Raw genomic sequence first — 22,599 nt, forward strand, 5'->3', positions numbered from 1 at the left:
TATGGTGCCTCGCCAGATTCCGAGACGATGCGATCAGTCACGGCGTCATTGTTTCGATCCGCAGCTTTCTCTTACGCAGAGCATGTGCGGAAGATATTCGGTCATCAATGAAACCCTGCCGTTTTCCAAATGTTGAACCAGTGCCTTTGCGCCAGTGTAGCCGAGCAAGTGACGGGGTATTTTAATCGTTGTCAGAGTTGGCGTGAATGCGCCGCTGACCGGGTGATCGTCGAAGCCGACAAATGCGACATCCTCTGGTACCCTCATGCCCAATTCCTTCGCCACCTGAATTGCCCCGAAAGCAAGCTCATCACTTGCGCATAAAATCGCGCTCAGCCGCGCTTGCCTGGAGCGAAGTTGCTGCATCGCCGCGCGTCCGGCGTCAATTGTAAAGGCTGGGAGATGGATAACCTCTATTCTGTCGGCCAACCCCGCCTCCGTCATGCCGTCCGCATATCCTCTGGCCCGGGCTGTGAAAATGGGGCTGTCGCTTGGCCCGCTCAAATGAACGATCTCGGATTTCCCCAGTGAAAGCAGGTGCCGGGTGGCGTCATGGGCTGCCCTTCTGTCATCTATGCCAACAAAGGCTACGTCGGGGATATCGACTGGACGCGAGATTGCGATGATGCGATGCCGGTAGTGCGGTGAAGCTGAAAGGCTCTCGGGGATTCTCCCGGTGAGGATAATGACACCGTCTGCTGCTCCGGCGACAAGTTGTTCCGCAAGCGCGGTTTCGCGTTCAGCATTTCCTTTTGTGCTTCCAACGATGACCCCGATACCATGTTCTTCGAGAGCGTCCTCAATGCCGGAGATGATCTGAGGATGCGAAAACGCGGCGATATTGGGTAACATCACCAGGACCTGCCCGGCCTTGCGCGATCTCAGGCGTCGCGCGCTATGGTTGGCAACGTAGCCGTTCGCGCGGGCGATTTCGCCGATCCGTCGGCGAGTTTCTTCCGTCACCGCCCGGGAACCGGCCAATGCGCGGCTTACCGTTGACGGATTAACACCAGCAAGCCGGGCAATATCGACAATGGTGATTGCCGATCTTGTCGCCGGCTGTTCCGCCTGAAAATCCGTGTCGGTCACGATTGATCCATCCAGGCGTTACAGGATGCCGTGCTCATTCCGTTTCCTCCTGCAACTCGTCCACGTAAGGCGCTATCACGAACTGCGGTACAAGCTGGGAATATTTGGCGCGTTCCTCGGGGTCGAGCCCCTCATCGGTAATGATCCGTGTAACACTCTCGATTGGTGCCGTGCGATAGATGGTCCGGCTGCCAAACTTACTACTGTCTACAAGCAAGGTGGTTTCCGCTGCCGCCCCAATCATTGCTTTTTGTAGCTGGACCAGCTCAAGCGAGGTGTCGCTGACACATTCGGTGTCGACCGCCTGGGACGAGAGGAAAAAGTGGTCGCACCGCAATTCGCGCACAAAATTGATGCCTGTTTCCCCCAGAAGCGAATAAGCGCCGTGGCGACAGATGCCGCCGGGAACCACCAGCTTGATGTGCGGCTTGTTGGCCAGGATGTAAGCTACGTGGACGTCATTTGTCACCACGGTCAGCGGTATCGCAAGATCGGCAACAGCATGGGCAAATTGATGGAGCGTCGAGCGCGAATCAATCAGTATGCTCTGTTCGGGCTGCAGCAGCTTTGCGGCGGCTGCGGCAATCGCCCGTTTTTCCTCCACGGATGTCTGGCGCGCTTCCTCGACAAGAGGCTCATATGTCGTATTGCGGCGGACACGCACCGCACCGCCATGCGTACGGCGGACGATGCCTTGTGAAGCCAGATAATCCAGATCCCGGCGAATTGTGGATATGGATGTGTTGAGGCGCTTGGCAAGTTCCTGACTGGACGCAACCTGGTTGGTGGCGAACCATTCCATGATTTTTTCACGCCGTTCCGCCGGCAGGAAGTCGTCCATCTGAATGGGATTGGTATCGGCCAAAAAATAAGTCCTCGAATTTATCGGTTTCGGCGCATCTTACAGACAGGGTGAGAAAACTGAAAGCTGATGGCCAAACTCAAGGATGCTGGGGCGCCCCGGCCACTCCATTTCGGTTTGGCCGGGTGCTTTTTTCACAGGCTGACGTTGATATATTCCGAACCAGCGGCACCAACGCCCTTGTAGGCGGTGACTTCGATCTCGACGCGGAAGTCCAGACCGCCAAGCGGAGGGCAGGTGACGGTGCTGCAGGGGTCGATGCCGCGAAACTTTTCTCCGACATAAGCCATCACGGAGGGAGCATCTTCCACATGAGGAATGACGACGCGCGAACGGACAACGTCAGCGAGCGTTGCTCCCACGGCCGCGAGCGCGCCTTCGATGTTGTGAAAGCACTGCTTGGCCTGCTCAACCGGATCGGTCGACATTTCACGGGTCTTGTAATTGCGGCCGGCCGTGTTGGAGACGAACACCCAGTTGTCCACTGCCACGACGCGTGAATAGCTTTCCTTTTCTTCGTAAAGGCTGCCCGACTTGACTTTCGTTACCTTGACCACGTTTGAATTCCTTCCATTTCTGAGTGGTGATTGATGATCAGGCAGTCGCTGCCCGATGTGTTTCCGGCAGGGCCCGGTATCCGTAGATGCGCTCGGCGAATTCGGGCGTGATGCGGTCTTCACGCAGGTCCCGTTCGATATCGCCAGCCGCGCGTCCGGACGGCAGGCCGTAACCGCCGCCACCGGGCGTGACCAATTCGACGATCTGACCGGCCTTGAGCTGCACGGTGCCCGGCAGATTTTTCTGGCCGTTTCCGAAATCGAACCGGGAGCCGGCCGCCTGCAGGCCGCCGTTGAGACCCCATGGGTAGACGGCGATCCGGCCACCTTCAACGCTGAAGCGGCAATCGGCCTCGATGCGATAGACACGGCGCAGGCCCATTCCGCCGCGCCATGTGCCGGCGCCGGCGGATCCGTTGACCAGTTCGTATCGAAGCAGTGTGAGCGGATATTCCAGTTCCAGTGCCTCGACCGGCAGGTTGGAGGTGTTGGTCATATGAACATGGATGCCGCTCAGGCCATCTGCGGTCGGGCGCGCACCGCCCCCGCCGCCGATTGTTTCGAGATAGACCCAGAGTGAACCGTCTTCACGGGTGCCGGTGAAAAGGGCGCCGGTGCAGGCGCCGTTTCCTGCCGCCGTAACCTTGCCGGGCAAGGCCTTGGCAAGAGCGCCCTGCACGAGATCGGCGACACGCTGGCATGCGGCGATGCGGCCATCGACTGCGGCCGGGTGCTTGCAGTTGAGCAGCGATCCGTAAGGTGCTTCCACCGTGATCGGTCGCGACAGGCCGGCATTTGGCAGTATGGTTGGATCGATTACGGCCTTGACGGCATAATAGCAGGTTGCGAGCAGGGCCGTGTAGATGACGTTGAGACCGGCCGCCACCTGGGGCGGCGCGTCAAATGCCAGATGCATTGAATCGCCCGTGACGGTGATATCAACCTTGAATTCCATCACGGCGGAAAACTGGTTGCTGTCGAAATAGTCGGTAAATGAGTAGGTTCCGTCTGGAATGGCGGCGATGCCGGCTCGCATCTTGCGCTCGGCGTAATCCTGCAGCGCGTCTCCCGCTGCCAGAACCTTGTCTGCCCCGTATTTGGTGCAGAGGTCCTGCATACGCCTTACACACAGCCGGTTTGCCGACATTTGTGCCCGGAGATCGGAAAGCCGTTCATGCGGAACCTGGCAGTTTAGCAGAAATAGATCCTGAAGATCCTTTTGCAAAACGCCTTCGCGGTACAGGCGCACCGGAGGAATGCGGATGCCTTCCTGATAGATGTGGGCGTGACCCCGATCGGCGAAATCCGCGTGGTGGGCGGTGTTTACAGCCCAGCCAACCATGGTTTCGCCATGGAAGACAGGTTCTGCCAGAACAATGTCGGGCAGGTGGGTTGCGCCACCCTCATAGGCATCGTTGCCGATGAAGACGTCACCGGGTTTGATATCGTCGGCGACATAGCGTTTGTTGATATGCGGAATGATGCCGATGAAACTGCCGAGGTGCATGGGGATGTGTTCCGCCTGGCACAGGGTATTGCCGTGCCGGTCGAACAGTGCCGTCGAGCAATCACGACGTTCCTTGATGTTGGTAGAGTAGCTTGCGCGGACCAGCGCCTCTCCCATTTCCTCGACGATCGAGGTCAACGCACTGCCAATGACTTCCACAGTAATCGGGTCGATCTTGGTCATGCCGGCATCTCCAGAATGAGGTTGAGGTAAGGATCGACAATGCCTTGCATGTCCGGCAGGATCACGGTCGTGGTATCCATCTGCTCGACGATGGCAGGGCCGGAGATCCGGTTGCCTGACTTGAGCTTTTCACGCGCATAAATGGGGCAGGATACGAAATCCCTGACTTCGTCCATGTAGACGTCACGCGTGCCGATGATGGCGGTATCGCAGGATGGCCCCGCATCCGGTTGTGGCGTGAACTGAGCCTTGTTGACGATGCCTGCCGCTTCAAGGCGCAGGGTCACGATCTGGATGGCTTCACCTTCGGCGATGAAGCCGAAACGCTGCAGATGCGCCTGTTCGAAACCATTCACCAGCGCGTCAAGCGTATCGCTGCCGACCGGGCCTGCCGGAACCTGAACCTGCAATTCGTAGTTCTGGCCGACATACCGCATGTCAGCGGTGCGGTTGACCACCTGATTGTCCGGCTCGATGTCTTCCTGGCCAAACCATGTGGCTGCCTGCCCTTCGAGTGTGGCAAAGCCGCTGATCATCGGTTCGACTGCGTTCAGGTCGACTTTCATCAGGCGCGATATCGCGAAATCGGACCGCAGATCAGTCAGGAGCAGGCCAAGAGCGCAAAGCGTTCCGGGTGTGAGCGGCACGATGATGCGGCTCATGTCCAGCTCTCTGGCGAGGCGCGCGGCATGAAGCGGGCCAGCGCCGCCGAACGCCATGAGCGCGTAATCGCGCGGATCATGGCCCCGCTGCACGCTGATCAGGCGAATGGCCTTCGCCATATTGGCCGTCACCACGGAAATGATGCCTTGCGCGGTTTCCATGAGCCCCAGGCCAAGCTGATCCGCCAGCCGCTGTATGGCCTCGACTGCGAGATCACGTCGGACTTTCATGCGTCCGCCAAGAATCTCGACCGGATTGAGCGTCTGCAAGACGATATTGGCATCGGTGACGGTGGCTTCCGTATTGCCTCGTCCATAGCAGACGGGTCCGGGGTCGGCACCCGCAGAACGTGGGCCCACCTTGAGGAGGCCGCCGGAGTCAACGAAGGCAATCGATCCGCCGCCGGCGCCGACTGTATGAATGTCGAGCATGGGCGCCTTGATCGGGTATCCATGCACGTTTGCTTCGCCGGTCAGTTTGCAGATACCGCCTTGCAGAAGTGCCACGTCGCTGGACGTCCCCCCGACATCGAAGGTGATGATATTGTCGAAACCTGCCATTCGTCCAACGGCTTGCGCCGCGACGACGCCAGTGCTTGGACCGGACAGGACGGTGCGCACGGGAAGCTGTGCGGCGGTGTCGAATCCGATGACGCCACCGTTTGACTGTGTCAGTTGCGGCGCGACCGGTACGCCGAGTTCCGTCAACCTCTGCTTGAGGCGCTCGATGTAACGCTGCATGACCGGGCCGAGGTAAGCGTTCACGACCGTGGTCGACATACGTTCGTATTCACGAAATTCCGGGGCAACTTCGTGCGATGCGCTGATAAAAACGTCCGGCATTTCTTCGCGGATCACCTCGACAACGCGGCACTCATGCGCGGTGTTCAGAAAGCCGTAGAGGAAGCAGATCGCGATTGCCTTGATGTCTTCATGAGCCAGTTCGCGCACGGCAGCGCGCAGTTTTGCCTCATCTAGGGCAAGGTCGGCGGAGCCATCGCTTTTCAGCCGTTCCGGAACTTCGTGGCGATGGTCGCGGCTGACGAGCGTTTCAGGCTTTTCCGCGTTCATGTCATAAAGACTTGGCCGTTTCTGACGCCCGATTTCAAGCAGGTCGCGAAAGCCGTCGGTGGTGATCAGGCCGGTTGCGACACCCTTGAGTTCTATCAGGGCATTGGTGGCGACCGTCGTGCCATGCCCGAGAAAAGCGACATGCTCCGCCGTGCTGCCGACGGTTGCGAGGCCTTCGGCCACGCCGTTTGTTATCCCGCGGGAAGGATCGTCGGGGGTTGAGGGCACCTTCCAGATGTCAAGCTTGCCTGTTGCCTCATCGAAGAGGCAGACATCGGTGAAAGTACCGCCGGAATCCACGCCAATTCTCAATGCCATTACGTTACCCTCTTTGGCCAAGGTTGTTAGGAAGCGGATCAGGCTGCCTTGGTCTTCTTGAAACGATCAAAGCGGAAAGGAGCGGGATCGACGCATGGGGCCGCGCCGGTCACCAGATCTGCCATCAGACGCCCGGAACCCGGCCCGATGCCGAAGCCGTGCCCGGAAAAGCCGCTGGCAATGAAGAAACCCGGAATATTGCCTGCCGGGCCGATGACCGGCACGGCATCCGGGGTAACATCGATCAAGCCGCCCCAGCTTTGGGTGATGCGGCTGTCTGCAAATGCCGGAAACGCCTTGATCAGGTGCTCAAGACCTTCGCGATTGAAGCGTTCGAAGGGGACCGGGTCGAGAATCCGGACCTGTTCGAAGGGCGATATATTGTCTGCCGACCAAGAGCGCGGTGTCCGCCATTCTTCGAGAAAGCGGTTACCCACACGCAGTTTCAGCTCGCGCCAGCTCTTGATCAGGGTGGGCATGAAATCGCTAAACAGGCGGAAGCTGTCGGGAACGATCGGCGCGATGTTGGCATTGCGCATGGCAATCGAAAAACTTCCATCCAGGCGCCGGCGGAACGAGAAATTGTCGGCTCCGACCGGAAGATCCGGGACGCCGTCTACCGTCGTTGCGCGGGCGACTGTTCCAAGGATCTTCAATTGCGGAAAATCGATGCCCATGTTGCCGGCAAAGAGCCGTGACCAGGCGCCGCCTGCGAGGATGACGGAAGAGCAGGCAATAGGTCCGCGTTCGGTCACGACGCCGCTGACCCGGCCCGCCGAACGCTCGATCGAACGGACCGCGCATCCGGTAACGATATGCGCACCGGCGCGCAGGGCGCCGCGGGCTATGGCGGGCGCCGCCTTCAGAGGTTCGGCCCGGCCGTCGCTCGATGTATGCATTGCAGCCGTGAAGTCCCCGGTCATGCCAGGCAAATGCTGGCGCAGCTCTGCACTGCGCAGCAGCCTCGAATCCAGCCCGAACTGCTGTGCATGCACCAGCCAGGCTTCATATTCGGCTTCCTGGCGGGCGTTGCGGCACAGATAGACGATACCCGTCTGGCGAAATCCGGTTTCTTCGCCAATCCGGGCGTTCATTCCCTTCCAGAGCGCCAGGCTCTCCAGTGCCAGTGGAATTTCGGCAGGATCACGGCCCATCTGGCGAACCCAGCCCCAGTTACGGCCGGATTGTTCGCCGCCGATCAGGCCTTTTTCGCAGAGCGCGACGGAGACGCCCCTTTCGGCAAGCTCCAGGGCGGTCGAGACACCGACGATGCCACCTCCTATGATCACGACATCGACCTTGTCCGGCAGGGAGGCGCTGGATGGAACGGCGTCCGGAATGATGCGGCTCATGGTGTCGACCTCGATAGATTGTTCAAAGCATGTCTTCGAGGCGGCAATTCACCAGCATCTCGGCCATGGCTGCGGTATTGGGCAATTCAATCGCCGTGCGGACCAGCGACGCCAGCGTCTCCGGCTGGATCATCTCCTCGGGCGTGACCTTGTTTGTATAGGCGCTCATTTCCGTGCGGACGAAACTCGGACAAATGGCTGTTGCGCGTACACCTTTTTCCCAGGCAACGTGCCGGGTGGTGTGGGTCAGGCCCATGACCGCGAATTTCGTCATGTTGTAGCCGACGAAGGCGTTCCTGACGCGCTTTCCGGACATCGAGACGATGTTGATGATCCTGCCGGTGCCGGTCTGTTCCAGATGAGGCAGGCAAAGACGCGTCATTCTCAGGGGCGCCTTGACGTTGACGGCGAACAGCCGGTCGAGCGCCTCGTCATTGTCATCCATCAGCGAAACGCGCTCACCGAGGCCTGCATTGTTGATAAGCGCATCAATTCGTCCAAACCTTGCCACCGCGCCGGTCACCCATGCTTGGGCGCTCGCCGGTTCGTAGGCATCGAAGTGTGCATAGTGAAATTGCCCGCCCTCCGGCCCGAAGGCGGCCTCGAGCGCCGCCGTATCCCGCGCGCCGAGGCTTAGCCGATAGCCATGTTCTGCAAGTTCGCGGGCGATTGCCATTCCAATGCCCCGGCCAGCGCCCGTAACCAGTGCCACGCGGCCAGAATTTCCAGCGGTCATTTCGTTTCTCCGGTCTGGCCAGTGGCCATGCATTCGTTTGCATGAACGGTAGGCGCGGTTTCGAGATATGACAAGATACTTTTTGGGAGAAATTTAAAAAAAGCTCCAAAAACTACCAAAAATGAAAAGAATCATCAAAAATGCAAACGTATGCTTGACGTAGTTTGAAGCTTTGTGCCTAATGTTTGTAAATAAGCGCCACAAGCGTTCAAAAAACGGGAACCTGCTCCTGTCCTTCAGGAGCCCATCGCAGATCGGATCGCGGTATGCCGGGCAGGGAAATTCTGAAAATAGATAATCTTTCCGTCGCGTTCAGGTCGGGCTCTGAGCTGCGTCCCGCAGTGAAAGGCGTTTCTCTTTCGCTGGTGTCGGGCGAAATCCTCGGCCTCGTCGGCGAGAGCGGAAGCGGCAAGACCATCATGTCGCTGGCGGCTATGGGGCTCTTACCCCACAACGCGGTCGTCACGAGCGGAAGCGTCGAATTCGCCGGGGTCGATCTTCTGACTGCACGGCCAGATGTGCTGCGCAAGCTTCGCGGCAAGCGGATTTCGATGATCTTTCAGGATCCGATGGCATCTCTCGATCCCGTCTTCACCTGCGGCCAGCAGATTGTCGAGGCCATTCTTCTGCATGAAGATGTTTCGCGCCGGGAGGCGGGAAAGCTTGCGTTTCAGCTGCTGGAAAAGGTTGGCATACACGATCCTGCGCGCTGCATGCGTTCCTATCCGCACGAGCTTTCCGGTGGCCAGTGTCAGCGCGTGATGATCGCCATGGCGGTTGCCTGCAAGCCGGAGGTCATCATTGCCGATGAGCCGACGACGGCACTGGATGTAACGGTCCAGAAACAGGTGTTGACCCTGCTGCGCGGCCTCAATCGCGAAATCGGAGCGGCGGTGCTGCTCATCACGCACGATCTCGGTGTGATCTATGAAGTCGCAGACCGTGTCGCGGTTATCTATCACGGCGACCTGATGGAGGAGGCAACCACCGCCGATCTGTTTTCGAACCCCAGGAGTGACTATACAAGGGCGCTGATTGCATCCATGCCGTCGATATCGGAGCCGAAAACGCAGCTTCCGATCATTGTGCGCGGTAAAGACGGCGTCATTTCCAGCACCGTTGCCGCAACTCAGGTGAAACGCACCGTCCCATCTGATGCGCCGCATGTCCCGCTTCTGGACGTACGCGATCTGACAAAGACCTATTGGGTGCGGGAAAGCGCGCTTGCGACACCACATGCGTTTCGTGCGGTCGACAATGTCAGCCTTTCCATAGCGCCGCGTTCGACGCTTGGACTTGTCGGCGAATCCGGCTGCGGCAAGTCGACCCTTTCAAGGCTGGTGATGCGGCTGATCGAGCCCGATAGCGGTTCGATCCTGTTTGGCGGTCGCGATCTCGTTTCGCTTGGTCGAGAGGCGATGCGTGCTGCGCGTCGCGATATCGCGCTGGTGTTCCAGAACCCTTACGGTTCGCTCAATCCCCGGCAGACCGTTCTGGATCTCGTGGCCGCGCCGATCGACATTCATCTTGGCGGTCGGGATCGGGTGGCTACCGTCACGAAGCTGATAGATGCGGTCGGTCTGCCACGCACGGCGCTCAGCCGCTTTCCCCATGAGTTTTCCGGCGGGCAGCGCCAGCGCATCGTGATTGCCCGCGCGCTGGCGCTCAATCCGAAGCTGCTGATCTGCGATGAGGCAGTTTCCGCATTGGATGTCTCCGTTCAGGCTCAGGTTCTCAACCTCCTGCAGGAACTCCAGGGCGAATTCGATCTGACCTACCTTTTCATTTCCCATGATATGTCCGTCGTTCGCCATGTGAGCGATACGATTGCCGTCATGCAGAAGGGAAAAATCGTCGAAACCGGCCCCGCGCGCGACGTCTTCGACAATCCGAAGGCGGAATATACACGCACGCTCCTCAGTGCGGTACCGAAGATCGGTCGGGCGCAACCAGCCCTTGCGGAGGTCTGACGATGCAAGCTCTCTCATCATTCATCATTGTCCTCGGCTCCCGGCTGGTCACGGCCCTCATACAGCTTTGGGTGATCGCGACCCTGGTGTTCTCGATCATGTACATCATGCCCGGCGATCCGGTTCTGCTGCTGCTCGGTCCGGAGAGCAACCCGTCGCCGGAAACCGTTGCAGCCATGCGCCAGCAGCTTGGGCTCGATCAGCCGGTCATGTCGCAATATGTCAAATGGCTCGGTGGGGCCGTGACAGGCGATCTCGGCAAGTCGCTCGATGGTTATCCGGTGATCGAATATGTGACCGCCAGCCTGCCAAAGACCATGGAACTGGCCCTGGCCGCCATCATGGTCGCAGCGCTTATCGGCGTTCCCGTCGGCATTGCCGCGGCCCTGCGACGGGGCAGTTTTCTCGATGGCCTGCTCACCTCGCTTGCCACGCTTGGTATTTCTGTGCCGGTTTACATTCTTGGATCGCTATTGATCCTGTTGCTCAGCCTGAAACTCGGCTGGCTGCCGTCCAGCGGGTACACCGATATTTCCCGCAATGCTTTCCTGCACTTTCAGAAGCTCGTATTGCCCGCGCTCACGCTTGGCCTTGGACTGGCCGCGTCGATTGCACGCATGACCCGATCATCAATGCTCGAAATCCTCGGTCGCGACTTCGTCCGCTCGCTGCGGGCGCGCGGCATGCGTGAGCGCAGAGTGATCTGGCTGCATGTTCTGCGCAACGCCGCCATCCCGATCGTTACCATCGTCGGTCTGCAGCTCGGCAATCTGATGGGCGGAACGGTTCTGGTCGAGGCTCTGTTCAACTGGCCTGGCCTCAGTACGCTTCTGGTAACGGCGGTCTCCAACAGAAACTACCCTCTCGTACAGGGTAGCATCATGACGATCGCGGCTCTTTTCATTCTCATCAACCTGTGCGTCGATCTTCTGTACAGCCTGCTCGACCCACGCATCCGCCGGAAGCGCGCATGATGACGTCTGTTCTTTTTCGCCGTCCGCTTGTCCTCGCCAGCCTGCTTGTTGTCCTCGCCGTTCTCGCCGTGGCGCTGATGGGGCCGATGATTGCACCGCACGATCCGCTGCTCATCAACCAGAACGCCGTGAACCAGACGAGTTCCGTCCAGTATCTGCTGGGAACCGACGAATTCGGCCGCGACATTCTCTCCCGTCTGCTCATCGGTATCCGGCCGACCATGGTCGTTGCCGTCATCTCGACTGTCATCGCGGCAATTGGCGGAACGGCATTCGGTATCATCGGCGCTTATAGCCGGCCGGTTCCTGCTTTTTTTGTCATGCGCGCGGTCGATATCATGCTGAGTTTTCCGGCGATCCTGCTTGCACTCCTCGCCGTCGGCTTCTGGCGTAGCGGCGTCGTCAGCCTCAGCGTCGTTATCGGCATCATCTTCATTCCGCAATTTGCCCGCGTGGCGCAGTCCGCGACCCTGCAGGTCATCCGTCAGGAGTTCATTGAAGCGGAGCATGCCATGGGCGCCAGTTACCTTCGTGTCGTGTTCAGGGCGATCTTGCCGAATATTCTTTCGCCGCTGGTGGTTCAGGGGACACTGACAATTGCCGCGGCGATCCTGCTGGAATCGGGCCTGAGCTTCCTGGGGTTGGGCATCGTGCCGCCTGAACCGTCCTGGGGGCAGATGATCGGCACGGCTCGCGGCTATCTCAATCAGAACCCGATGTATGTCGTCTGGCCATCGGTCTGCCTCGCCTTCACGGTTCTTGCCATCAACATTCTCGGTGATGCGCTGCGCGATCACCTTGATCCCAGACTTCGCGAAAACTGATAAACAACAAAGAAAGGGAACAATTATGCAGAGATTTCTCCGATTGGCTCTGGCCAGCAGTTTCCTTGGCTTGACCGCCACGGCGGTTCTGGCTGATGGCACACTGTATTTCGGTCTGTCCGGCGAGCCGTCAACGCTCGATACGGTTGTGCAGCCGGGCACCTCCGGACGCACTGTGAAACTCGCGATTCATCGCGGGCTCGTTAATTACGGTATCGATGGCAAGATTTCGCCGGAACTCGCCGAAAGTTACGATGTCAGCCCGGACGCGAAGGAGTTCACGTTTCACCTTCGCGCCGCAAAGTTTCATGACGGATCGGACGTCACTGCGGCAGACGTGAAGGCGTCGCTTGAACACATGCTCGACCCGGCCGGCAAGGCTGCTTTTCGCAACGAGCTTTCAATCATTTCGAAGATAGAAACACCGGATCAGAAGACGGTGAAGCTGACGCTTTCCAAACCATCGGTCGCTCTCGTCGATTATCTCGCATTGCCGGAATCAGTGATCGTGCCCGCCGCATGGCTGGCGAAGAACGCAAACAATCCGACGGCGACGCCGATCGGCGCCGGACCGTTCAAATTTGCGACCTGGACACGCGGACGCGAAATCGTCGTCGAAAAATTCGATGGCTACTACAAGCAGGGAAAGCCAGATCTCGATGAGGTGCATTATGTTTTCTACAGCGACGAAAACACGCGTGTGAATGCGCTGAAGTCAGGGGATGTCGATATTATCGATTACGTTCCCGCCAAGGATGCCGCGGACCTGGAGAAAGGCCCGGAGACGCAGCTTCTGAGAAATACCGGTCCGTTCATGGGGCTGCAATTCAATACAAAGTTCGAGCCGTTCTCGAAGCCTGAAGTCAGGCAGGCCATCGCCTATGCGGTGGACCGGAGCGCCATCATCAATACCGCCTTCAACGGCCTGGGAAGCCCGATCTACGGCATCGCCATTCCCAAGGGTTACATGGGCTATTCCGATGCCAAAGCGAATTACTTCAAGCACGATGTGGCGAAGGCAAAGGAGTTGCTGACCAAGGCGGGATACCCGAACGGCTTCGAGGTGCGGCTGCTCGCGTCATCGCAATATAGTTTCCACCAGAATACAGCCGTCGCGATCCAGTCCGAATTGGCCAAGATCGGCATCAAGGTCACGCTTGATCTGCCGGATTGGGCCAGCCGAATGGCGAAGGCATCGGCAGCCGACTATGATTTTACCGTGCTTGGAAGTCTCGGTGAAATCACCGATGCCGACTGGCTGAGCAATTATTATTATGGCGGTGACAAGCTGGTTCGAACGAACAACTCGCCTTATTTCAATGATCCGCAGATCAATGAATTGCTTGATACGGGTCGGGCAACCGTCGACAAGGCGGAACGGGAAAAAATCTACGACAAATTCGTGGACCGTGCGCTGGAGCTGTCGCCTCTCGTTTACTTCATGTGGCGTGAGCAGAACTATGCCATAAAAAAAGGCGTGACAGGTTTCACGAACATGCCCGGCTTCCTGACCTTTCAGTCAGGGTTGAGCATTGAGAACACTAAGGTTGAATAACCTGAAATCGCCGGGGATGCGGGTCTTGCCCGGCGGTTTTTCATCAGGCAATCATTTTGAACTCGAGCTTTGCCAACCGGAATACCTCTGATCGATGGCGGCGAATGGAAGAGCCGCCTTCGGCAGCAGATCGGTCTGTCGCTTGTCCTCGTTGGCCTGCCTGCTCAGCGGGTTCTTCAGCCAGATGTAAAATCCGCTGGGATGGCCCCGCAGAAGGCGGCACATCGTCCGCCGCAACCGGATAGCCTCGCTCCGTGATCTGGCGCACCGCGTCACGCTTAAAATCTTCGCTGAAATTCGATTTACCCATGATGCTCTTCCTGCCCCAAAATCAGGAAAGAAGGTGTCTACAAATCTCAAGGCTATTCACAAGTTGACGCCGCCATTTCGCAAGCTGGGTCGTCGAACTCTCCGATGAAGAATCGCTATTGGTTCAGGAATAAACTATAGCGAAACCGCCAACGCTGTTTTTGAGGATCGATAGTTGCCAAACAACACGCCCCGCATCCAGCATTTGAACTGGAACCTGCTGCGGACCTTTCTGGTCATCGTTGAGGAAGGCAGTATCACGCGGGCGGCCAACCGGCTTTTCGTGCGCCAGCCCTCGGTAACCGCCGCGCTGCAAAAGCTGGAGGAAACGCTGGGGTGCCAGTTGATCCAGCGCGACAGCCGCCGTTTCGTGCTGACGGTCCAGGGCGAAATGCTTCGTCAGGAATGTGCCGAAATTTTCCTGCGTGTCGAGCGTATCGGCGAAAAACTGTCGACCGAGGCGGATGATCTGACGGGTCAGGTGCGTGTCCTCATCGTCACCAATCTCGTGCTTCCACAACTCGATCAGGCTCTTCGTCAATTGCGGCGGCGCCATCCATCCGTCACCATCCGCATTGATGTCGCCAATACGCAGGATATCGTTCGCGCCATCGGCCAGAAACAGGCCCCATTCGGCATTTGCCTGCTGCCGAAACCGCTTGCCGGAATGGACTGCAAATTCCTGCTCAGGGAAACATTCGGGATTTATTGCGGTGCTTCCCATCCCTTTTACGGCCGTGGCGATATCACCATGGAGGAATTGCGGCAGGAAGCCTTTGTAGCCTTCACCTGCAGCCAGGAAGGCGGCGCGCTGGAACCGATGATCGCCCTTCGCGATGGTGTGAGGCTCGGTAAATGGACCGTCGGCTCCAGCCCACATATGGAAGAAGTACGGCGAATGATCATCGCCGGCATCGGCGTCGGAATTCTGCCACTGGATGCGGCGCGCGGCTTTGAGGAAGACGAGCTTTGGCAAATCCCGCTGCTGCAGGATTCGCTCGGAGCCGACGCCTATTTCCTCCGCAACCCCGATATGGACCTCGGCGGCGCCGAGCAGGCATTTCTGACGATTTTCGAAAACGAGCTTTTCGACGCCCAGGCCGCGGCCGCCCTTGTGGAAACGGGGAGCGAATAGGAAAACGGCGAAAAGCGATCACACTTTTCGCCGTTCCATTTAAAGTATTTTCCAGTAAAACCGGATCCGGCATTGCCGGCCGGGAATACGCTAAAACAGAGTATTGGAGCCCTTCAGCGCTTCACAGAAAAGCGAAAGCGCTCCAGCATCAGTCCGCCCGGTTCGCGCGTTCCAGCACGGCCTGAACGAGAACATTCACACCGGGTTCGATGTCAGCAACCGTGACATTTTCCGCCTCGTTGTGGGAAAGACCGCCCTCGCACGGTGTGAAGATCATCGCCGTCGGAAGATATTCGGCCACATGCATGGCGTCATGCCCGGCCTCGGTGAGAAGGTCCATCGAGGAATAACCGAAAGCGCCGGTGGCATTGCGGATGAGTTCGATGCAGCCGGCGTCAAAATGCATGCCGCCATAGGCCCAGCCTTCCTTGACGACGATCCTGCAGCGGGACCGCTCTTCCAGTTCGGGAAGTCTCGCCTTGAAGGCATCGAACATGGTGCTGACCACCGCATCGTCGGGGTGGCGCATGTCGCAGGTCATTTCCACGAAATTCGGCAGCGCGCCAAGGAGATTGGGTTCCGCCCTGATGCGCATTGTCGTGGACTTGCCGCCGGTCTCGTGACTGGCCCAGCCGATCTCGTTGATTGCCAGCGTCACCTCAGCGGCGCCCACCAGCGCGTTCTTGCGCGCCGGCATCGGCGTCGGGCCGACATGGCCGGTTTCGCCGTGCACTTCCACCACGAAACCACGCACGCCGAAAGCGCCGGTGACGATGCCGAGTTGCTTGCCCGCTGCCTCCAGACGCGGCCCCTGTTCGATATGCAGCTCGAACAGACTGTCGAAAGCCTCCGCCGAAATCGCGTCTTTACCCTTGAAGCCGATGCGCTCCAACTCGCCGCCAAGCGTAAAGCCATCGCGATCTTTGCGGGAATAGGCGAATTCCGCCGCCTTTGCCCCGGTAAAAACCGCCGAGCCGATCATCGGCGGCTCGAAACGCGCGCCTTCCTCATTGGTCCAGTTCACAAGGGTGATCGGCCGGCGTGTGGCGATCGCATGGTCGTTCAGCGTGCGCACGAGTTCCAGCCCGGCCAGCACGCCAAGAATACCGTCGAAGCGGCCGCCATGAACCTGCGTGTCGAGGTGGCTGCCGACCAGTACGGGCTTCGCATCCGCATCGGTTCCTGGCCGTTCGGCGAAGATATTGCCGACGGCGTCGATCCTGACCGTCAGGCCCGCCTCCTCACACCAGTGAATGAACTGGTGACGCATCGCCGCATCCTCGTCGGAAAGCGCCAGCCGCTTCAGGCCGCCTTTTTCGGTCGCGCCGATTTCGGCGGAACGCATCAGCGTTGCCCAAAGGCGTGACATGTCTGGCCGGATATTGCTCAATCTCTTCATTTCGGTCCCCTGTTATGGTCTCGCTGCTGCAATGCCCCCGGCGTAACCGGCAGCCCGCAGGCGACCTCTTTTCAGTCCATGGAGTGACAAAGGGGATAAGACCAAACCGGAAAATTCAAAAATAGATAGATTCGATACTTAGAATAAGAGTGGCGGTTTTTCCGGCCGAAAAAGAAATTTCAGCCGGTCAAAAGACAGGCAGGGGCTGCGCAGCCGAGCGGCAAAGAAAAACAGCGCCTGCGATATTGCCATGATTTTATTATCTATTTCAAAATTTACGATCGGCGCCGAGATGCCCGAAAATGCTCAGGATTTGGTCTATAGCGCCGCCCTATGGAAGAAATCTGCATTATCTATTTGTCGGGAGCCTCCTGCTTTCCCATCATTGCGCAAAACAGGGGAACATCGCAGCATGTCGGACTGACGGAGAGAACCGAAAAACGGTTGCTCCGCCGGAAAAGGCTATCGGCATCTCATGCCTTCGGCATGCCGCCGCTCCGCTTCGTCGTTTCCCCGTTTTCCTTCACAGCAACATAAAGGGGAATGTTCATGCAAGGGGAAACCGCACTCGTGGGCTCCGTCGAAAAACAGCCGGTCGGCGTTCGGCGGATCGCCGTCGCAAGCGTCATCGGCACCACCGTCGAATGGTACGATCTTTTCGTCTTCGCCACCGCTTCGGCACTGGTCTTTAACAAGGTCTTCTTTCCAAGCTTCGACGCAATCGTCGGCACGCTTCTGGCTTTCGGCACCTTCGCCTCGGCCTATCTCGCCCGCATCGTCGGGGCAGCGCTTTTCGGCCATTTTGGTGACAGGATCGGCCGCAAGTCGATGCTGCTTGTTTCCCTGGTCATGATGGGTGTTGCGACCTTCGCCATCGGCCTTCTGCCGAATTATGAACAGATCGGCGTCTGGGCGCCCATTCTGCTTCTGGCGCTGCGCGTCGTGCAGGGGCTGGCGCTCGGTGGCGAATGGGGCGGGGCGGTGCTGATGGCGGTCGAGCACGCGCCGCAGAACCGGCGCGGCCTTTATGGCTCCTGGGTGCAGATCGGTGTTCCGGCCGGCACATTGATCGCCAACCTCGCTTTCCTCGCCATAGGTTTCACGATGGCGCCCGAGGACCTGATTTCCTGGGGCTGGCGCATTCCGTTCCTCGTCAGCATTCTTCTGGTCGCTGTCGGTGCCTATGTTCGGCTCAACACCGCCGAAACGCCATCCTTCGCCAAGGTGAAGACCGAAGAGGCGACCGTGCGCGTGCCCTTCTTCGAACTGCTTTCCAAATCCTGGAAGACGGTTCTTCTCGGCGGCATCGCCACCATGTCGACCGGCTCGTCCTTCAACCTCATCGTCGCCTTCGGTCTGAGCTATGGTACGCAGGCGCTCAACATCTCCCGCAACGAGATGCTGGTGATCGTGCTGATTTCCTGCATGGCATGTATTTTCCTGCTGCCGCTCTTCGGCCTGCTTTCCGACAAGGTCGGCCGCCGGCCGGTCATTCTCGGCGGCATTCTCGCCGAAGCGCTCGTCGCTTTCCCGATGTTCTGGTTGATGGATACCGCCACCTTTGCCGGCGCACTTGCGGGCTACCTGCTGATGATGACGGCCTTTGCCGCCAATTACGGCCCGATCGCCACCTTCCTCGCCGAACTTTTCGGCACCAAGGTTCGCTATTCCGGCCTGTCCATCGCCTATATGCTCTCGGGTGTTCTGGGCAGCGCGCTTACTCCTGTCATCACCACATGGCTGCTTTCCGCCACCGGCAGCGGCGCTTCCGTCGCCTGGTACATGATCGGCTCCGCCCTGCTTTCGGCCGTTGCCCTGCTGGCGCTGACCGAGACCGTGAAACGCGATCTGGCCAAGACCAACTGATCCATATTTGCAATATCACAGACGCCGGCCCTCGCGCCGGCGTCTTTCTTTTGGAGAAGTCAATGGAAAGTCCCGACACAATCAACGAGGCGCTCGAACTGCTCCGGGGCGTCGAGACGGCCACGATCGGTCATTTCAGATCGGAAGGATTCATGGATCCGGCGATGCAATGCGTGATCGACGGCGTTCGCATCGCCGGTCGCGCGCTGACCGTCAGCCTGCCGGGAGATGACGGAACGGCGCTTCCGCATGCTCTTTCGCGCGCCATGCCCGGCGATATCCTCGTCATCGAGCGACTGAGCGACGACCGGCACGCCTGCTGGGGTGCGGTCATGACCGCCGCAGCGCTCGCGCGCGGTGTCACCGCCATCATCCTCGATGGTTACGTCACCGATATAGGTTCGATCCGCAGCGCCGGTCTGCCGGTCTGGTGCCGGGGACGCTCGCCCATCACCACCAAGCTCAAAGGCCGGGGAAATGTCGCGGGGCCGGTTGTCTGCGGTGGGGTCGAGGTTCAGAACGGCGATATCGTACTGGCCGACGAAAACGGTGTCTGCATCCTGCCGCCGGGGGAGGCATTGGCAATAGCACGGCAGGCTCTCGCCATTCAGGAAAAGGAGCCCGGCATCATTGCAAGGCTCGAAAAGGGGGAAGATATCGTGGCGGTTTATGGGCTTTCACCGCTGGAGCATTCCACGTAAAGCCGGCATGCAATCTCGCGCCCCGGGAAATGCATATGGGCGCGTCAGCCGATCCGGCCGACGCGTCCTCTTTCATGCTGACTGTCCTCAGAGGACAGCGAGGCACTCGATTTCGATATCGAAAGGCAAGGACCAGGGTTTGATGGTTGCCGAAGTGCGCGCCGGAAAACCGGCTGCGAAATATTCGCGGTATATGTCGTTCACTGTTCCCATCAGCGCTGCATCGGTGACATAGATGGTAGTCTTGATCACATCTTCGAAGGTGGCGCCCGCTGTGGCCAGTGTCACTCGCAGGGCTTCCAGCGAGGCCCGGGTCTGGGCTGCGATATCGCCCTTGACGATGTCGCCCGTTTCAAGATCGACGGGCGGCATGCCGCAGGTGGCGATGATGTTGCCGGAGCGGACAAGCGCCGAGGTCGGCGCGCCCAGCCGGCGGATCGCCTCTGAAACCACCGGCACTTCAAGGATTTCGCGTTTGGCCATCTCTGTCACCCTTTTCCGTTCAGCGTCGCGGCTTCATAGACCATGGTGGCTGCCGCAAGATCGGCGAGCGCGGTTCCGACAGCCTTATAGAGCGTGATCTCGTCATCGCCACTGCGCGCAAACCGGTTTGCCCTGCAAAGTTCGGCGAGCGTCGACCTGACGCTCTCCTGCGAAAACAGGCCGGCTTTGATCGGCTGAACGAGATCACCCGCTTCGTGCAGCGCTTCCTCCGTATCGATAAAGACCGAGGCGCGGCCTATGGCCTCGTCATCTGCCTCGCGCATGCCGGGCGTGAAGCCGCCGATGAGATCGACATGCGTGCCGGGGCGCAGCCACGCGCCCCGGATGAGCGGTGTGGTGGCAAGCGTCGCGGCGCTGACGATATCAGCTTCGGCAACCGCCCTTTCCAGATCATCGACCACCGTGGCCGCAAGGCCCGACGTCTCGATGCTTTGCGCCAGCCGCTCGGCATTGCCGCGATCGATATCCCAGACGGCCACCTGCTCAAGTGGTCTGATGGCCCGGTAGGCGTCGGGAATGAGGCTCGCGACACGGCCGGCACCCAGCACCAAAAGCCGGCTGGCATTCTTGCGCGCCAGATAATCCGCTGCAAGCGCCGACGCCGCAACAGTCCGGCGGCCGGTAATGACATTGCCGTCCAGCGTGGCCAGTTGGATGCCGGTCTGTGCGTCGTAAAGCATATAGGTCGAGGTCAGTCCCGGCAGGTTTCTGTTGGCGTTTCCGGGAAAAACGGTGACGATCTTGATCCCCAGATAACGAGAGGACCGCTGGGAGCCATGCCAGGCGGGCATCAATAGCAGTGTCGCGGCGGCCTCATCTGGCACATCGATCGTGTGGTGGTGCCGGACCGGCATCTCGCAACCTTCCGCGAAGGCGGAGGCAAGCGCTTTGATGAGCCCGTCAAACGGCAAAAGACCGGCTGTTTCCTGTGAATTGATCATGAGCATATGCGCCTCCCTTCAGCTTTCTGGCGGAGGTCAAAATGGCGCAAGTCAGTGCGTTTTATAACGTCGAATCTCGCTATTCTATTTATAGCCTATGTGAAGGCAACATAAGCGCATGCCGCAAAGTTGGAATGTCACACTCCCCGGGGTCTGAGCGATGCCTGGGAGATTGCGGATGGGATTGATGGCGATGAGTGAGCGCGATCTGCAGCGGAGCGAGATTTTATCGAAAGTGATCGCCGGCCGGATGACCACGGTGTCAGCGGCACATGTGCTTGACCTGATCACACGCCAGGTGTGTCGGCTGCTGGAGGTGATACGAACTGGCGGCGCGACGTCTTTCGTCCTGCCGTTCATAGAGCCTCGTTCAAGTCGAGGTCCACAATGGCAAAAATGACACGGACTAAAGTCGATCTTGGGTCGCCGAAATCATTGGCCGTGATTTAATGGAATCGATGTCCGGGAATTACCGAAACCCGCAAGCTATATTGGCGTTGTTTGGCTGACGTGTTTTCTCGCAATGAGCAGACTTGTGCGGAGCGCTGCTCGACCTGGCATCCGAATGTGAAAAACCATGTGCTTGAGTGCTTAACAAGTCTCCAAGATAAATTCACTCTATGGGTGGCATAACTATTCCGCGTTGACCGTGATGCGCGCGCGTGGAACCCTCATCGCAATTTGTAAAACACTGTCCGCCAGCCCCTGCTTGATGAGGCCGTTCGCGAGGAATTGGACGCTCTCGTTGAACGCCGCAAGCTTGAAACTCAAACATGACGGAAGACCGAACGCTTACGCGGTGGTCCGGCGGACATTGCTTGGGTCCATTCCAATACTGTTCACGTGAGAGATGTTATGACCAAAGCAGACAACCAATGTGCGATGATTGACGTGGCAGATGTGCATGTTGGCGGCGATGTTCACCGCATCGTCCTTGGCGGTGTCAAACCTCTGCCTGGGGCAACTGTTCTCGATCAGATGAAATATCTTAAAACCGAAGGCGATGGACTGCGGAAAATCCTGCTCGATGAGCCCCGTGGTGGCCATCCTTCTTTGTTTGCCGATCTGGTCGTTCCCTCCAAGAACCCGGAGGCTGATGCGGGCTTCATCATTATGGAGATGATGGGTTACCCGCTGATTTCAGGAACGAACACGATGAGCACCGCGATTGCACTGCTCGAAACCGGCCGTATCCCGATGCGTGATGGCGTGTGCTCGGTCACACTGGAGGCGCCCGGCGGCCTCGTAAGGGTGAGCGCCGAATGCAAGGATGGAAAAGTGACCAGCGTGACCTATGAGGCGCAAACCCCGTCTTTTGTTGCCCGGAAAGGTGTAGAGATCAAGGTTCCAGGCTGGGGGCGCGTTTCCTTCGATGTGGTCTGGACTGGCGCGTTTTATCCTGTTGTCGATGCGGCTGCGATCGGATTTGATCTGGTTCGCACTGAAGAGGAAGAACTTGTCCGGTTTGGAAAAGCTTTCATTCCGGTCGCGCGGGAAGCGTGCCGACCGATGCATCCCGTGTACGGTGATGAAGGACCGTTGACGTTCGTCGTATTTGCCGGGGATCTTGCGGGCAACGCTAGTCATGGTTGGGAACGTCGCATTTGCTGCTATGAATATCCGCGGCCCAGCGTTTGCCGTTCTCCCGCCGGGGTCCCGACGACTGCCGCCACCGTGCAGCTTTTGCACTGCGGTGCGCTTACTCTTGGAGACAGGCTGCGATCTGTGTCGGTCTTCGACATGGACCTGCGCGCACGAATCACCGCGATAGAGGATTATCACGGATACAAGGCTGCTCGTGTTGCTGTAACCGGCGCTGGCTGGATGATCATGCGATCGCAAGTCCTTATCGACTTCAGAGATCCGTTGACGCCGCAGGAGGGATTGAAGGCTTTGCTGGCATTTTGATTGGGTCATGCCGGCACAGATTATGATCGTATCTCTCTTCATCGAGTATTTGCTGCCGATGGCAAGTTCGAAGAATTATCTGCAAATAGTCGATTGTCAAACAATCGATTGACGGAAGAAGCCGTCTGCTATAAACGGAAAAATGAAAGGCCTGATAACCAGAACTAATGAGAAGT

General features: G+C 58.6%; 18 protein-coding genes and 2 pseudogenes. 9 read left to right on the top strand and 11 right to left on the bottom strand.

From position 1 onward, the window contains the following. Window positions 1–45: 45 nt before the first annotated feature. The 7 genes from AC5YUO_RS22040 to AC5YUO_RS22070 all read right to left on the bottom strand — a co-directional run bounded on the left by AC5YUO_RS22040 (window position 46) and on the right by AC5YUO_RS22070 (window position 8,337). Window positions 46–1,089 carry a LacI family DNA-binding transcriptional regulator gene (locus tag AC5YUO_RS22040; protein ID WP_496155206.1) on the bottom strand — a complete coding sequence of 348 codons (1,044 nt, stop codon included), beginning with the start codon at window positions 1,087–1,089 and terminating at the stop codon, window positions 46–48. Window positions 1,090–1,123: 34 nt separating this feature from the next. Next, window positions 1,124–1,954, bottom strand: coding sequence for a DeoR/GlpR family DNA-binding transcription regulator (locus tag AC5YUO_RS22045; RefSeq protein WP_400813477.1), 831 nt, complete (start codon window positions 1,952–1,954; stop codon window positions 1,124–1,126). A gap of 131 nt (window positions 1,955–2,085) precedes the next feature. Further along, window positions 2,086–2,508 (bottom strand): RidA family protein, encoded by a 423-nt coding sequence (locus tag AC5YUO_RS22050; protein WP_496155207.1) that lies wholly within the window; start codon window positions 2,506–2,508, stop codon window positions 2,086–2,088. 37 nt (window positions 2,509–2,545) lie between these two features. Next, window positions 2,546–4,198, bottom strand: coding sequence for a hydantoinase B/oxoprolinase family protein (locus tag AC5YUO_RS22055; protein WP_496155208.1), 1,653 nt, complete (start codon window positions 4,196–4,198; stop codon window positions 2,546–2,548). After that, window positions 4,195–6,249, bottom strand: a complete 2,055-nt coding sequence (locus tag AC5YUO_RS22060; RefSeq protein WP_496155209.1) for a hydantoinase/oxoprolinase family protein — start codon at window positions 6,247–6,249, stop codon at window positions 4,195–4,197. The genes AC5YUO_RS22055 and AC5YUO_RS22060 overlap by 4 nt, the downstream gene beginning before the upstream one ends. 38 nt (window positions 6,250–6,287) lie before the next feature. Beyond that, a complete protein-coding gene (locus AC5YUO_RS22065) occupies window positions 6,288–7,601 on the bottom strand; it encodes an NAD(P)/FAD-dependent oxidoreductase (RefSeq protein ID WP_496155210.1) in 1,314 nt (437 codons plus the stop codon). 22 nt (window positions 7,602–7,623) lie between these two features. Next, window positions 7,624–8,337: an SDR family NAD(P)-dependent oxidoreductase gene (locus AC5YUO_RS22070; RefSeq protein WP_496155211.1), complete on the bottom strand. Its 714-nt coding sequence runs from the start codon at window positions 8,335–8,337 to the stop codon at window positions 7,624–7,626. 266 nt (window positions 8,338–8,603) lie between these two features. On the opposite strand from AC5YUO_RS22070, the gene AC5YUO_RS22075 reads away from it, so the two are divergent. From AC5YUO_RS22075 to AC5YUO_RS22090, 4 genes are read left to right on the top strand one after another with little or no spacing between them, the layout of a single operon-like run. Then, window positions 8,604–10,307 carry an ABC transporter ATP-binding protein gene (locus AC5YUO_RS22075; RefSeq protein WP_496155212.1) on the top strand — a complete coding sequence of 568 codons (1,704 nt, stop codon included), beginning with the start codon at window positions 8,604–8,606 and terminating at the stop codon, window positions 10,305–10,307. Window positions 10,308–10,309: 2 nt separating this feature from the next. Then, complete coding sequence (locus tag AC5YUO_RS22080) at window positions 10,310–11,281, top strand: ABC transporter permease (protein WP_400813485.1); 972 nt, start codon at window positions 10,310–10,312, stop codon at window positions 11,279–11,281. After that, on the top strand, window positions 11,278–12,105 hold the full coding sequence (locus tag AC5YUO_RS22085; protein ID WP_174032474.1) for an ABC transporter permease: 828 nt from the start codon (window positions 11,278–11,280) through the stop codon (window positions 12,103–12,105). The genes AC5YUO_RS22080 and AC5YUO_RS22085 overlap by 4 nt, the downstream gene beginning before the upstream one ends. Window positions 12,106–12,130: 25 nt before the next feature. Further along, window positions 12,131–13,660 (top strand): ABC transporter substrate-binding protein, encoded by a 1,530-nt coding sequence (locus tag AC5YUO_RS22090; protein WP_496155213.1) that lies wholly within the window; start codon window positions 12,131–12,133, stop codon window positions 13,658–13,660. A gap of 114 nt (window positions 13,661–13,774) precedes the next feature. On the opposite strand, the pseudogene AC5YUO_RS22095 reads toward AC5YUO_RS22090, so the two are convergent. Further along, window positions 13,775–13,970: pseudogene (locus tag AC5YUO_RS22095) on the bottom strand (transposase); the annotation flags it as partial. A 174-nt stretch (window positions 13,971–14,144) separates the two neighbouring features. On the opposite strand from AC5YUO_RS22095, the gene AC5YUO_RS22100 reads away from it, so the two are divergent. Further along, on the top strand, window positions 14,145–15,104 hold the full coding sequence (locus AC5YUO_RS22100; RefSeq protein ID WP_496155214.1) for a LysR family transcriptional regulator: 960 nt from the start codon (window positions 14,145–14,147) through the stop codon (window positions 15,102–15,104). Between the two features lie 148 nt (window positions 15,105–15,252). On the opposite strand, the gene AC5YUO_RS22105 is transcribed toward AC5YUO_RS22100, so the two are convergent. Further along, window positions 15,253–16,503, bottom strand: coding sequence for a Zn-dependent hydrolase (locus tag AC5YUO_RS22105; protein ID WP_496155215.1), 1,251 nt, complete (start codon window positions 16,501–16,503; stop codon window positions 15,253–15,255). A gap of 549 nt (window positions 16,504–17,052) precedes the next feature. On the opposite strand from AC5YUO_RS22105, the gene AC5YUO_RS22110 reads away from it, so the two are divergent. Both AC5YUO_RS22110 and AC5YUO_RS22115 read left to right on the top strand, forming a co-directional pair. Then, window positions 17,053–18,369 (top strand): MFS transporter, encoded by a 1,317-nt coding sequence (locus tag AC5YUO_RS22110; RefSeq protein ID WP_400813490.1) that lies wholly within the window; start codon window positions 17,053–17,055, stop codon window positions 18,367–18,369. Window positions 18,370–18,431: 62 nt separating this feature from the next. Continuing rightward, on the top strand, window positions 18,432–19,070 hold the full coding sequence (locus AC5YUO_RS22115; RefSeq protein ID WP_496155216.1) for an RraA family protein: 639 nt from the start codon (window positions 18,432–18,434) through the stop codon (window positions 19,068–19,070). Window positions 19,071–19,157: 87 nt separating this feature from the next. Here AC5YUO_RS22115 and AC5YUO_RS22120 read toward each other — a convergent pair whose 3' ends face one another. Next, complete coding sequence (locus AC5YUO_RS22120; protein WP_496155217.1) at window positions 19,158–19,553, bottom strand: RidA family protein; 396 nt, start codon at window positions 19,551–19,553, stop codon at window positions 19,158–19,160. Window positions 19,554–19,558: 5 nt separating this feature from the next. Continuing rightward, window positions 19,559–20,521 (bottom strand): bifunctional Delta(1)-pyrroline-2-carboxylate/Delta(1)-piperideine-2-carboxylate reductase, encoded by a 963-nt coding sequence (gene lhpI / locus AC5YUO_RS22125; protein WP_496155218.1) that lies wholly within the window; start codon window positions 20,519–20,521, stop codon window positions 19,559–19,561. A 172-nt stretch (window positions 20,522–20,693) separates the two neighbouring features. Between lhpI and AC5YUO_RS22130 the strand changes: the two are divergent. Both AC5YUO_RS22130 and AC5YUO_RS22135 read left to right on the top strand, forming a co-directional pair. After that, window positions 20,694–20,858 (top strand): annotated as a pseudogene (locus AC5YUO_RS22130) (ISNCY family transposase); the annotation flags it as partial. Window positions 20,859–21,370: 512 nt separating this feature from the next. Continuing rightward, window positions 21,371–22,423, top strand: coding sequence for a proline racemase family protein (locus AC5YUO_RS22135; protein ID WP_496155219.1), 1,053 nt, complete (start codon window positions 21,371–21,373; stop codon window positions 22,421–22,423). Window positions 22,424–22,599: the final 176 nt, after the last annotated feature.

The sequence above is a fragment of the Agrobacterium sp. LEGMi-208b genome (assembly GCF_059511785.1).

Coding starts and splice junctions, on each gene's coding strand:
- AC5YUO_RS22055 (WP_496155208.1), bottom strand. CDS start 4,198: ATGACCAAGATCGACCCGATTACTGTGGAAGTCATTGGCAGTGCGTTG.
- AC5YUO_RS22060 (WP_496155209.1), bottom strand. CDS start 6,249: ATGGCATTGAGAATTGGCGTGGATTCCGGCGGTACTTTCACCGATGTC.
- AC5YUO_RS22065 (WP_496155210.1), bottom strand. CDS start 7,601: ATGAGCCGCATCATTCCGGACGCCGTTCCATCCAGCGCCTCCCTGCCG.
- AC5YUO_RS22070 (WP_496155211.1), bottom strand. CDS start 8,337: ATGACCGCTGGAAATTCTGGCCGCGTGGCACTGGTTACGGGCGCTGGC.
- AC5YUO_RS22075 (WP_496155212.1), top strand. CDS start 8,604: ATGCCGGGCAGGGAAATTCTGAAAATAGATAATCTTTCCGTCGCGTTC.
- AC5YUO_RS22080 (WP_400813485.1), top strand. CDS start 10,310: ATGCAAGCTCTCTCATCATTCATCATTGTCCTCGGCTCCCGGCTGGTC.
- AC5YUO_RS22085 (WP_174032474.1), top strand. CDS start 11,278: ATGATGACGTCTGTTCTTTTTCGCCGTCCGCTTGTCCTCGCCAGCCTG.
- AC5YUO_RS22090 (WP_496155213.1), top strand. CDS start 12,131: ATGCAGAGATTTCTCCGATTGGCTCTGGCCAGCAGTTTCCTTGGCTTG.
- AC5YUO_RS22105 (WP_496155215.1), bottom strand. CDS start 16,503: ATGAAGAGATTGAGCAATATCCGGCCAGACATGTCACGCCTTTGGGCA.
- AC5YUO_RS22110 (WP_400813490.1), top strand. CDS start 17,053: ATGCAAGGGGAAACCGCACTCGTGGGCTCCGTCGAAAAACAGCCGGTC.
- AC5YUO_RS22115 (WP_496155216.1), top strand. CDS start 18,432: ATGGAAAGTCCCGACACAATCAACGAGGCGCTCGAACTGCTCCGGGGC.
- AC5YUO_RS22120 (WP_496155217.1), bottom strand. CDS start 19,553: ATGGCCAAACGCGAAATCCTTGAAGTGCCGGTGGTTTCAGAGGCGATC.
- lhpI (WP_496155218.1), bottom strand. CDS start 20,521: ATGCTCATGATCAATTCACAGGAAACAGCCGGTCTTTTGCCGTTTGAC.
- AC5YUO_RS22135 (WP_496155219.1), top strand. CDS start 21,371: ATGACCAAAGCAGACAACCAATGTGCGATGATTGACGTGGCAGATGTG.